Source organism: Sporosarcina ureae (assembly GCF_029267015.1).
In the GTDB taxonomy this organism is placed as follows: domain Bacteria; phylum Bacillota; class Bacilli; order Bacillales_A; family Planococcaceae; genus Sporosarcina; species Sporosarcina ureae_D.
In genome coordinates this window covers 31902-44095 of sequence record NZ_JARIEA010000059.1, presented here as the reverse complement: position 1 = coordinate 44095, position 12194 = coordinate 31902, and the positions used below count along the sequence as shown (strand labels likewise).

13 protein-coding genes are annotated in these 12194 nt (G+C 42.7%); 11 read left to right on the top strand and 2 right to left on the bottom strand.

From position 1 onward, the window contains the following. Positions 1–8: 8 nt before the first annotated feature. Positions 9–1247, bottom strand: a complete 1239-nt coding sequence (locus tag Q7P97_RS09155; RefSeq protein WP_303968897.1) for an HTH domain-containing protein — start codon at positions 1245–1247, stop codon at positions 9–11. Positions 1248–1335: 88 nt separating this feature from the next. Here Q7P97_RS09155 and Q7P97_RS09150 point away from each other — a divergent pair, with 88 nt between their 5' ends. The 8 genes from Q7P97_RS09150 (at position 1336) to Q7P97_RS09115 (ending at position 8383) form a co-directional block, all read left to right on the top strand. After that, positions 1336–2448 carry a mandelate racemase/muconate lactonizing enzyme family protein gene (locus Q7P97_RS09150; RefSeq protein WP_303968896.1) on the top strand — a complete coding sequence of 371 codons (1113 nt, stop codon included), beginning with the start codon at positions 1336–1338 and terminating at the stop codon, positions 2446–2448. Further along, positions 2445–3101, top strand: coding sequence for a GNAT family N-acetyltransferase (locus Q7P97_RS09145; protein WP_303968895.1), 657 nt, complete (start codon positions 2445–2447; stop codon positions 3099–3101). Before Q7P97_RS09150 ends, Q7P97_RS09145 begins: the two co-directional genes overlap by 4 nt. Positions 3102–3240: 139 nt before the next feature. Then, on the top strand, positions 3241–4287 hold the full coding sequence (selD, locus tag Q7P97_RS09140) for a selenide, water dikinase SelD (protein ID WP_099624896.1): 1047 nt from the start codon (positions 3241–3243) through the stop codon (positions 4285–4287). A 21-nt stretch (positions 4288–4308) separates the two neighbouring features. Further along, complete coding sequence (gene mnmH, locus Q7P97_RS09135) at positions 4309–5343, top strand: tRNA 2-selenouridine(34) synthase MnmH (RefSeq protein WP_303968893.1); 1035 nt, start codon at positions 4309–4311, stop codon at positions 5341–5343. Positions 5344–5532: 189 nt separating this feature from the next. Further along, positions 5533–5961 carry a YugN family protein gene (locus Q7P97_RS09130; RefSeq protein WP_303968892.1) on the top strand — a complete coding sequence of 143 codons (429 nt, stop codon included), beginning with the start codon at positions 5533–5535 and terminating at the stop codon, positions 5959–5961. 181 nt (positions 5962–6142) lie between these two features. After that, on the top strand, positions 6143–7441 hold the full coding sequence (locus tag Q7P97_RS09125; RefSeq protein ID WP_303968891.1) for an MFS transporter: 1299 nt from the start codon (positions 6143–6145) through the stop codon (positions 7439–7441). A 125-nt stretch (positions 7442–7566) separates the two neighbouring features. Beyond that, complete coding sequence (locus tag Q7P97_RS09120) at positions 7567–7809, top strand: PepSY domain-containing protein (protein WP_303968890.1); 243 nt, start codon at positions 7567–7569, stop codon at positions 7807–7809. A gap of 94 nt (positions 7810–7903) precedes the next feature. Then, positions 7904–8383: a free L-methionine (R)-S-oxide reductase MsrC gene (locus tag Q7P97_RS09115; RefSeq protein ID WP_085427599.1), complete on the top strand. Its 480-nt coding sequence runs from the start codon at positions 7904–7906 to the stop codon at positions 8381–8383. Positions 8384–8658: 275 nt separating this feature from the next. Here the strand turns inward: Q7P97_RS09115 and Q7P97_RS09110 are convergent, their stop codons facing one another. After that, positions 8659–9981 (bottom strand): sodium-dependent transporter, encoded by a 1323-nt coding sequence (locus Q7P97_RS09110; RefSeq protein ID WP_303968889.1) that lies wholly within the window; start codon positions 9979–9981, stop codon positions 8659–8661. 173 nt (positions 9982–10154) lie between these two features. Between Q7P97_RS09110 and Q7P97_RS09105 the strand changes: the two genes are divergently transcribed. Genes Q7P97_RS09105 through Q7P97_RS09095 form a run of 3 tightly spaced genes read left to right on the top strand, consistent with a single transcriptional unit; the run spans position 10155 to position 12147 of the window. After that, on the top strand, positions 10155–10607 hold the full coding sequence (locus tag Q7P97_RS09105) for a helix-turn-helix transcriptional regulator (RefSeq protein ID WP_303968888.1): 453 nt from the start codon (positions 10155–10157) through the stop codon (positions 10605–10607). A gap of 16 nt (positions 10608–10623) precedes the next feature. Next, on the top strand, positions 10624–11781 hold the full coding sequence (locus Q7P97_RS09100; RefSeq protein ID WP_303968887.1) for a PstS family phosphate ABC transporter substrate-binding protein: 1158 nt from the start codon (positions 10624–10626) through the stop codon (positions 11779–11781). A gap of 42 nt (positions 11782–11823) precedes the next feature. Then, positions 11824–12147, top strand: coding sequence for a hypothetical protein (locus tag Q7P97_RS09095; protein WP_303968886.1), 324 nt, complete (start codon positions 11824–11826; stop codon positions 12145–12147). Positions 12148–12194: the final 47 nt, after the last annotated feature.

Genomic DNA, 12194 nt, shown 5'->3' with positions numbered 1-12194 from the left:
TTCTTTCATTATGGATGGGGGAGTTTCATTTCATATAGAGCACGGGGGCGGCCTTGCGAATACGTCATTTCTTCACCAACTGCCTGTATGAATTGATGATCCATCAGCTTCTTGATCGTCCGTTCTGCGGTTCTTCTTGAAACGGCTAAATATCCGGCTAGATCATGTGCAGTAAAAGAAGTGGATTGCCTGAATTGATTGAACTGAATGATCTTGGAAATGACTGCAGGACTGAGAGTAGTCTTCTTGCTGATTGCTAGTAACTTAGGTCCCTCGAGCTTCATGGCGATGGAGGTGTTCGTAGAAGGCAACGGGCCGTGTAGCTGTTTATGTTCATCTAGCATAAAAATGCCTTCGTTTGAAGCGAGTTGCAGCGCACTCCATGCATTGTCGCTAGCTTCTACAATAGTTTGACCCAATCCAAAAGATAAAGAAGCTTCGGGTATAGAGTTGATAAATAGAACGAATGATTCCAGTGCCAACACGAACTCCACAGTACCTAGCGAAGTGTAGAAGTAATAGAAACCTTCACTTTCCGACCATTTTGCCTGTAAGTAATTGGCTAGTTTCACTACTGTTTCATGAGAGAGTTTCTGCTTATTATGAACTTTCAACAATCCGACTGCGATTTTGGTTGCTTTACTTCTTTCAAGACTTGCTTGGTGTGCAGCTTGTTCAAGCGCACGTAAAGTATTACTGACGGGATCGAGCATACGAAAAGCGGGAATCCCTGCTGCTTTCAGTTGGTTATAGACGGCATGCACACTGGTCACTGCCATTTTAGATTGCCCGCTTCTGAAGTGTTCCACGTGAAAGTTTACAATCGCTTGTAAATCACTGTTCCTCTGCAATTCATGTATAGCGGGTTTCTTACTAGGCGATAAAGTGTCTAGGTCACGCAAAATATGTTCAATATGAGAACGATCTTTTATATCGATAGAAATATCGTAAATCGCTAAATTCTTTTCTGAAGCAAGGTATAATAATGTAACAGCGATAGTATGTTCATTTTGTTGAAGATAAAGTACAGGAACGGAGATGGTCTTAAGAACATGCTCAGATGCCTCATACGGCAAGGATCCAGAAAACAGAATCGCATGACAAGGCTTCATCGTGTCGAGCAAACTCGGTGCTTCTGAAGGATTACGGTATTGATAACAATCAATACGGATGTTTTGCGGCAAAACAATAGTTTCTGCTTGTTTGCAAAACTCTTGTGACCCAATCAATGCAATGGTAACCTTCATATAGATACCTCCTCTTTCATTAACGACTATTTAACGACAATCATACAATACGAATGAAAGAATGCAAATAGGAAAGGAAGAATACATAATGAAAATAACTGAAATTGAAATATTCGCGATTAGATTGCCTCTCTACGAACCATTTGTGATTAGCTACGCGTCTTACGATGACATGCCGTCCATTATCGTGAAAATGACGACAGATACCGGACATGTCGGCTACGGTGAAGCGGTGGCGGACGACCACGTAACAGGCGAAAGTTGGGAAGGTACATTTGCTGTACTCCAACACACGCTCGCTCCTGCTTTACTTGGAGAAGATCCTAGTAGCTTTGGTAGAATTCATGAAAAAATGGATCAAGCAATCTACGGTGTACCTACTGCAAAAGCTGCACTGGATATAGCTTGTTTTGATGTAGTAGGAAAAGCATATAGTATCCCAGCTTACAATCTTCTCGGTGGACGCTATCATGAGAAGTTTCCAATTACACATGTGTTAAGTATCGCGTCTCCTGAACATATGGCACAAGAAGCCGCAGAACGTGTAGCAGCGGGCTATGGTTCATTGAAGATGAAGGTAGGTACCAATGCAACGGAAGACGTCAAGCGTATTCAAGCGGTACGTCAGCGTGTAGGTAAGGATATTGCAATTCGTGTTGACGTCAATCAAGGATGGGGCAACAGTGCGACGACATTACAGGCGATGAAGCAATTGGAAAGTTGTGAACTAGACTGGCTCGAGCAACCTGTGAAAGCGGATGATATCGATGCGATGGTAGAAATCAAATCGAAAACTGCAACGCCTCTAATGGTAGATGAAGGACTACGCGGTGTGCGTGATATGCGTGAGATTATCGCAAAACGTGCAGCGGATAAAGTGAATATCAAGCTCATGAAATGCGGAGGCATGTATCCCGCTATGAAACTTGCACATATGGCAGAAATGGCCGGAATCGAATGTCAGGTTGGTTCAATGGTAGAGTCGTCCATTGGCTCTGCAGCAGGTTTTCATGTAGCTTTCTCACAAAAAGCGATGACAAGCGTAGAATTGACAGGGCCTTTGAAATTCAGCAAAGATGTCGGTAATTTACGCTATGACGTACCGTTTATTGAACTCAATGAAAAACCAGGGCTCGGAATTGATGTAGACGAGCAAACTTTAGGGGAATTGACGGTACGTAAAGAAAAGGTGGTACTATGACGTTACAATCATCACTTTCACTGCTTACAGAAGATCAACTACCGGAAGTTTTGGCTTTGCAAGAACGGGTCATCGCAGTACTCGAGCAACCCGAATTCTTACAACCACTAACGGAAGAAGAATTTATATATATTTTACACGGTAACGGCGTGATGGCAGGAGCCTACGTCGATGACCGCCTCATTGCGTTCCGAGCTATGCTGGATCCTGGTGAAGATGACGAGCATTTAGGAATCGACGTAGGTGTAGCGCAAAAAGAATTGACAAGTGTACTGTATTCAGAAATCACATGCGTGGATCCAGCCTTTAGAGGTCATGGATTACAGACGATACTAGGCAAATGGCTGATGGAGCACATCGAGAGTGAGCGTTATCGCTATATTTGTACAACCGTTGCACCATTTAATATACCGAGCTTAAAGGATAAATTTGCACTTGATTTACAAATCAAAGCACTCCAAGTTAAGTACGGCAATAAACTACGCTATATTTTATTCAGAGATTTGCAGAAGCCTTTCAAAGAAGCTACGTCCGAACAGCAATCCGTTCCTATGCAGGCTATCGAACGACAACAACAATTGTTATTGAATGGTTGGACAGGAACGCGTATAGAGAAACATGATAATGAATGGCAAGTACTTTATGTAAAGTAATAAAATGAATCAAGTGAGGCTGTGCGATCTACGCTCAGCCTCTTTGTGCGTCAATAGGAATTTCAAGTGTTCAACAACTCTAGAATACAAACTCTATGGTAAAATTAAGGGACTACAAATGGAAAGGTTGATATCTGTAATGCGAAACTCTTCTGTAAAACTGACTTCATTATCTTCAAAAGGAGGGTGTGGGTGTAAAATTGGGCCTGCTGATTTGGCTGAAGTTCTACGCACATTACCCCCTGGCCTAACGGATCCCAACTTACTAGTCGGACTGGATACGAGCGACGACGCCGGCGTTTATAAAATAAATGACACGACTGCTATTGTGCAGACACTTGACTTCTTCACACCAATTGTCAATGATCCGTATGATTTTGGACAAGTGGCAGCGGCGAATGCGATCAGTGACGTTTACGCAATGGGCGGAACACCTATCACAGCATTGAATATCGTAGCCTTTCCCATTCATACACTCGATCGCAATATTCTAACGGAAATCTTGCGTGGCGCTGCAGACAAATTGAAAGAAGCTGGTGCAGTACTAGTTGGCGGACACTCAATTGATGATCAGGAACCAAAATTCGGTATGCAAGTAACTGGAACGGTGCATCCCGACAAGATCCGTACGAATGCTGGAGCGAAGCCTGGGGATCGTTTGATACTAACAAAACCAATTGGTGTAGGAATCATGACTACTTCCTTGAAGAACGGATTATTGTCTGAAGAAGAGGAAATTCACGTGACAAAAGTGATGACAACACTCAATAAAACAGCGTCAGAAGTGATGGATGAATATAGCATTCATGCTGCGACAGACGTAACAGGCTTCGGTTTACTTGGACATGCTTCTGAAATGGCAACAGGTAGTGGCGTTTGTTTACGTATAGATAACGAGAAAGTACCTGTTTTGCCGCGTACAAGAGAACTTGCAGAAGCGGGCTCAGTCCCAGGCGGTACGAAAAACAACTTTGCTCATATAGAGGACATCGTCGAATACCCCGAATCATTGGATCAAGTCGGTAGATGGATTTTATGTGACGCAGTAACTTCTGGTGGATTGCTTGTAGCAGTTGCAGGAGATGAAGCGGATCGTCTGCATGCACAATTACGCGAAGCTGGAGTCGATGCGCATATTATTGGGGAAGTGACCGATGAACATAGCGGTCGAATTATCGTGCAGTAAATCAAGGAGATGGGGAATCACATGGTACGAGACATTACATTGGCGGAAGCACTCGACTTGCAAAAAAATCATTCACACACTTTAGTCGATGTGCGTACGCCTAAAGAATTTGAAGAAGCTACTATTCCAGGTAGTATTAATATTCCAATCTTTACAAATGAAGAACGCGCAGAAGTAGGAACGCTTTATAAACAAGTAAGCAAAGAAGCAGCAATGGATCATGGACTGGCTATTTTCTCCAAGAAGTTGCCCGACTTCATTGACGAATTCAGGAAGATTGATACGCAGATTACCGTGTTTTGCTGGCGTGGCGGCATGCGAAGCAAAACGGCAATGACTGTGCTTGAATTAATGGGAATACGCTCAAGTCGGATCAGTGGCGGAATACATACGTATCGTCAGTGGGTTATTGCGCGACTGCAAGAACCTATCGCACCTAAATTACTTGTACTGAACGGCTATACTGGCAGCGGCAAGACGAAGATTCTTCACAAGCTGATGGAAGACGGTTGTCCGGTCATCGATTTAGAAGGAATGGCAGGTCATCGCGGTTCGATATTCGGACAGATCGGCGTCCGACCGAACAATCAAAAGAAATTCGAATTACTAGTTGCAGATAAGCTAGTAAAGTATGCGAATGAACCATATATCTTCATAGAAGGCGAAAGTAAACGCATTGGCCAAGTGCATATGCCTGAACTACTATTTGAGAAAAAAGGACAGAGCCCGCAGTGGATCATTCAACTACCTGTCAAAGTACGTGTTGAAGAAATCCTATCTGAATACGAACCCGAAAAACAACCGGAACTATTCCTGGAAGCATTTGCCCGAATTCGCAAACGGATTCACCAACCAATCGCCGCACAGATCCAAGAAGACTTAGAAAACGGACGCTTTGCACAAGCCGTAGAGCAACTACTGATCCACTACTACGACCCTCAATACGAACACTCCGTAGCCCGATTCGCCACAACCGGTGAAGACGTCATCCAAGCCGAAACCGTACAAGAAGCGTATGAAGAATGCTTGCGACGCTATCAAGAATTAATGAAATAAAAGAAAGTAGACTGCCTAATATAATTAGGTAGTCTTTTCTTTTGTGTAAAACCAACGATGCCTATCCTCTATTTCTTTTGAAAATCAACTGCCCTTAGAAGTTTGCCAAACAGCTAACTAGGGTATTCTTAAAACTATCATCAACAAGACCATCCACAAGAAAAACTGACATAGAAAAGAGGACAAGCCATGATCGAACTAAAAACGAATCTACCAGGAAAGAAATCGCTATTTGGAGATGCGACTAAAATTCTCGCAGAACATGACATTCAAATGGGAGGGAATTGGGACTTCGACAGAGGAAACTTCGACTCCATCCTGAATCAGGACGGCAGCGATACCATCTACTTGCGAATACCTTTCCGTGTAATCGACGGTGAACTCGATGAAGATAGCGCCATGATCGAATTCGACGTGCCATTTATCATCAATCATGTAGTCAATATTGGATTAGACGACGATGATAGCCCAGTTCTAGCAGCTGTCGGTCTCGATCAGTTCCAAACACCTGAAGACAAAGACGGCCCCATTGTTTACGATGAAAAGTGGGTACATGAAGGGGAAAAGCGCATAGCACAATTTTCTGATCATCCTACTTTTATTGCACCATTTATTTAATCTTTAGCAATAGTAGAATAAAACAAGCAAGTCCATTACACCTGGACTTGCTTGTTTTTATATTCAGATAAAACCTCGCCGTCTACTTGTCTTGGTGTGATAAGATGAGTAAAGCATAAAAAAGATTCATCTCTATACATAGCATAATGGCATAGACGTAAAGAAGGAGCGGGAAAGTTTCATGTCGAGATTACAAGATTATTCGTATTATGTAAATTCTGAAGAAGCGCAGAAACAACTCTACAAGAGATCTTTACTTGTCGTGATCATATCTCAAATATTTAGTGGGGCAGGACTTGCTGCAGGAATCACAGTGGGATCTTTAATCATACAGGAGATGACTGGTAACGAAAGTCTGGCGGGCATGCCGATTGCACTTTCCACATTCGGATCAGCTCTTTCAGCCTATCTAGTGGGCAGACTATCACAGCGGTACGGCCGGAGATTTGGCTTGGGAGCAGGCTTTATTACAGGTGGAATTGGAGCATTTGGTGTAATTCTAGCCGCTATGTCTGGAAGTTTGGCTATTTTATTTATTTTTCTTTTCATATACGGAGCGGGGACTTCTTCGAACTTACAGGCGCGCTATGCAGGAACAGATCTTGCTAATAAAAAGCAACGTGCTACAGCAGTTAGTGTGGCATTGGTTTCGACCACAGTCGGAGCAGTCGCAGGCCCGAATCTCGTATTACCTATGGGATACGTAGCGGATTTTATTGGAATTCCTTCATTGACAGGTGTATTTTTACTAGCAGGTGTCGCGTATTTATTGTCCGGTTTGACCTTCCTACTATTTTTAAATCCTGATCCGTTACTAGTGGCACGTGAAATAGAATTGGCCAACCAAAAAAATCAAGAAGAATCCGGTGAATTACAATTACAATTAGTTCACCAGCGTACGGCAAACAGAATGGGTATTTGGATAGGAGCTGTTGTTCTCGTTCTGTCCCACGGTGTCATGGTTGCCATTATGACCATGACGCCGCTTCATATGCAACATCACGGCGCAGAAATATCGGGTATCGGTATAGTTATTGGGCTGCACATTGCAGGGATGTATTTACCATCAGTCTTCACGGGAGTATTAGTAGACCGGATTGGACGTCCGGCTATGGTGATTGCTTCCGGTGTGACACTTGCAACCGCGGGTATTCTCGCAGCCTACGTAGCTGGAGGATCTATATTCTGGATGTCCGTAGCTCTCATATTACTAGGAGTTGGTTGGAACTTCGGGTTAATCAGTGGAACAGCTATTGTAATCGATTCGACGGATGTCTTGACTCGTGCGAAGATCCAAGGAACTATCGATGTGTTTGTCGCATTAGCGGGTACAGTCGGTGGCTTGGCTTCAGGAATTATCGTTGCATTCTCGGGCTTTTCCATGCTGAGCTTCCTAGGAACATATATCTCGTTACTGCTCATCCCACTCATTATTTGGATGCGTTACAAACAAAGAAACTCTTCAGCGCAAACTGCCTGACAAAAACGGATTATTTCCTCGGAAATAATCCGTTTTTCTATCGTAAACGACATACGTAGTAGAGAAACACTTTTTCACTTTGTAGCATAGATTGAGAGCGAAGAAGAAATGGGAGGGATCATCAATTGAATCAGCAAAATGAATATTGGATGAATCACTGGCAACATCCTCAATACCGCAGGATTTCTATGGAGCAGGCGAATGAAATTGCATTGCAAAGAGTACCGGGGCAAGTGGTGAAATCTGAGCTAGAGTTTGATGATGGTATATTAATCTACGAAGTAGATATACGCACTATGGAAGGGCATAAGTATGAAGTTAAAATAGATGCCGTAACCGGAGAGGTATTGAAGGCGAAATTAGATTGAGTAGAAGTGTGTAATGAAGTTCGATTACTTTTCCAACAACGTAATTCTGTGTATGATAAAAAGTAGATCTATACACAGAAAGCAGGGAAATGATATGTACACACCTATTGACTATTCCAACAATCTACAAGAGAAATATAAACAGCTTTCAACGCAATTGGACGCATTAGTGTCTGGAGAGCCAAATATGTACGCGAATTTAAGCAATGCATCTGCACTACTTAATCAATTCTTTGACCGGATTAACTGGGTAGGATTTTATTTGATGGATGGAGATGAACTAGTGCTAGGACCATTTCAGGGCTTACCTGCATGTATCCGTATTCCACTGGGCCGCGGGGTTTGCGGAACGGTTGCGAAGACGAAAGAAGGTCTCGTTGTAGCGGATGTCAACGCATTCCCAGGCCACATTGCATGCGACGCTGCATCCCGTTCCGAAGTTGTCGTGCCTATGATTAAGGATGGAGAAGTAATTGGTGTGCTCGATATCGACAGCCCTGAACTGGATCGTTTTTCTGAAGATGATTTAGCAGGATTAACGCTAGTGGTAGAAGCGCTTATGAAACATATCTAAGCTTTCACACGATGGGCGTGAGTGAAGCGTTACAAGCGGATGCGTTTGTTCCAACTAGAATATTTCCGACATAATGACATCAAGCTCATTGATTCTCTCTGAGCGCTCTATCAGGGACTTTAAGTGCTCTATGACAGCCGATTACCGCTCTATCGAGTACCGTCACTGCTCATTGACGCTGGATATCCGCTCATAGACACCTTGAAACTGCTCATAGCCCACTAATAAGTGTACACAAACTAAAAGCACGCCGGAGAGTTTCTCCGGCGTGCTTTTTACATACCTAAAATCCAAGTGAAAAATATGACTATAATCGCAATCGGTGCGAAGTAGCGGACGATCACTTTCCACAAAGTGTGAAGAGTGGGATTCATGCCTAACTCTTCCGCCGTATCCTCTTTCGTCAGAATAAAGCCGGCAAATAAAGAAACAGCCAACGCACCAAGCGGCATCGCAATTCTACTCGTCAGTAAATCAGCAAAGTCGAAAATGGAGTTACCGAAGATACTCACATCGGCTAGTAAACCGAAAGATAATGCACTTGGGATTCCTACCAAAAAGATCAGTCCTCCGAATACCCATGAAGCCCGTTTTCGTCTGTCATGCTTTTTGCGAATTCCTGTCGACACTACGATTTCGAGCATCGCAATGGCGGAAGTCAATGTTGCAAACAGCATGAGGAAAAAGAAGATGATCAAGAATACGCCACCGAACGGAATTTCATTGAAAATAGCCGGTAGGATAACGAAGATTAAACCAGGGCCCGCCTCAGGTGAGTGTCCCAATGCGAAAACTGCTGGGAAAATCACAAGTCCTGCTAGTATAGAAATCCCGATATTTAGCATCGAGACATTAAATGCAGACTGTCCAAGTTTTTCCTCTTTCGAAAGGTAAGAAGCATACGTCATCATAGCCGTTACACCGACACTCAGTGAAAAGAATGCTTGCCCTAATGCAACAAGGAATGTTTTTCCGTTGAGATAACTCCAATCTGGAACGAATAAGAACCGAACACCTTCCATTGCGCCGTCCAATGTTAACGAACGAATTGCCAATACAATGAAAGACAAGAATAATAGCGGCATAATCCAGCGACTTGCTCGCTCAATTCCTCCACGAATTCCGCTTTGAACGATGAAGATCGTCAATGCCATAAACAGAGCTTGCGCTAGTAATACTTCCCACGGGTTGGCAATCGTAGTATTGAATAAATCACCATAATCTATTCCGCCAAGTTTAAATGTAAACGCTCGTGCTAAATAGGAAAGTATCCATCCACCTACGACACTGTAAAACGATAAGATGATGAAAGACGATGCAAGTCCCATCCATCCAACCCATCCCCAACTCCGTCCTGTTGAAAGCTTTTTCAAAGAAGTCACGGCATCTGCATGTCCTCTTCGTCCAATGACAAACTCAGCCAATAAAATCGGTAGCCCGATCAATAATGTACAAATGATAAATAACAGCACAAACACGCTGCCGCCATTTGTTCCGGCCATATAAGGGAACTTCCAGATTGCACCTAATCCGATAGCACTGCCAGCAGCAGCTAAGATAAAACCAATCTTGGATGTCCATTGTTCACGCTGTTTCATAGAAGTCCTCGTTTCTTATACTAAATCACAAAGTCAATAAATCTTATCATAATTTTAAGAAAGAATCGATAGTTAGCGGGTTAACAGATAGTTTGGAAAATTCATTTGCCTTTATAGTATAGTTGGTGTAATATTACACCAATAGATATTAAATGTAACTACGGGGTGATCATGTGAATCAACAACAATTAATAGAATTGATTTCGTTAAAGCTACGCGTAGTCCGATTGGAGAGGGAATACTCCCAACAAAAAATGGCTGATGTATTAGGAATTTCAAAAAAGACGTTAATTCAAATTGAAAAGGGCAGGGTAGCTGCCAGTTGGACTGCAGTGGTAGCTGTTTGTGCATTGTTTCGAGAAAGTGATGTACTGCAGGCCGTAGTTGGTGGAGACCCGTTGGAAGTACTTGAAACGATTGCGCATAACGGTATTGACCGCCGAATGGACCAGTCAATGGGTGGGAAAGTATGGTGGCGTGAGTTGGAAACGAGAGGCCGTTTCCGTTTACAGCAAAACTTGATCAGTCAGCATTTCCGTATCTTGGATGAAGAACATTATCGTTGGTATAGTTCCTTTGATGAGGATGAGGCGTGGCATCGTTTGGATGAATTAAGTGGGAAATAAAAAGGAGGGATTAGCTATGATTGCACCTATGGCATTTTCGATACTACTATTGATCGGGATCCTATTTTTCACAGGCGTAGGTTTATTATATTTACTATTTATGGGGTTGGTTCATTATATTCCGTTAGTCGTGATCAGCGTGGTAGTTCTATACATTTGGATTGTCATGATGATATTTCATTACTTCCATACGAAAAAACGGAAGAAGTGGTTCGGCATTATTGCAAGTATATTCGTGTTGGGAGCTGCGGTATGGCCCATGATGCATCTGTATAAAGAAAGTATCTCGACTGTGGGTGCAGAAGTAGATGTATTTTACTACGAGCCATTTTCTATGGGACGAGAATCAAAGCTAGTGTCATTAGATGAAGCGGCTACATTAACGTTAGAAGACAATCTGCCGCGTATTGACGGGGCAACTGCATTATATCCTTTGTATGCTGCATTCGTTCATGCTGTCTATCCAGAAAAAGAATATAATCCGTACGATAGCGAAGTGATGGTCAATACTACGCCAGTTGCTTATGATAATTTGTTCAAAGGAAAAGTGGATATGATTATCGCGGCTGGACCTTCCGATGCACAATTGAAAACAGCTAAACAAAAGGGACTTGAGTTGAAATTAACGCCGGTTGGTCGGGAAGCATTTGTCTTCTTCGTTAATCAAAAGAATCCTGTTACTAGTTTAGAATTAAAGCAGATTCAAGATATCTATGCGGGTTCAATAACGAATTGGAAAGAGGTGGGTGGTAATAACGAACCGATTCGCGCATTCCAGCGACCGGAAGACAGTGGTAGTCAAACGGCTTTGGAAAGATTGATGGGGGATATTCCGATTATGGATGCCCCAGAAGAAAATGTACCTGAAGGAATGGGGGGGATAATTTCTGAAGTATCGAAGTATCGCAACTATAAAAATGCCATTGGCTATACGTTCCGCTATTACTCAACAGAAATGGTAGGGAATGATGAAATTAAATTGCTCGCAATCAATGGGATCGAACCAAACAAAGAGACCATACGCAATGAAGAGTATCCAATTTCATCTGAATTTTATGTCGTGACGGCTGGTACGGAAAATCCGAATGTAGAGAAATTTATTGAATGGATGCTGTCATCTCAAGGGCAAGAGCTAGTTGAGAAAGTTGGATATGTACCGGTGAAAAAACCGTAGAACGTGTATGATCATCTATAGAATCGAAAGGGGATAAGTGTGATGCAGGGAGAAAAGAAACAACTACTGTATACGATGCTCGCGTTTGTATGCGCTTCGGGTGTATTTTTAATGAGTATTTTATTTCAAAAGATGGCTTACTGGAGTGGGGGATTAACTTGGTATTGGGTAGGGGTTGCAATTACTTTTGCAGTAGGAATCGCTGGTACTGCGTTCATTCTTCAAACATTAAAAATAAAAGGATCTGAAGAAAAAACATTACTTACTACTTTACTTATTTCACTAAGAGCACTTGCAATTTTAGCAATTGGACTTGGGTTTTTGTGGACTACATTTGTAATCTCGGCAGGTATGTCGGGCTTTTAATAGTGAAGGTATGAAGCACTTTTTTAGTAGGGCTAAGGGGGAATGTT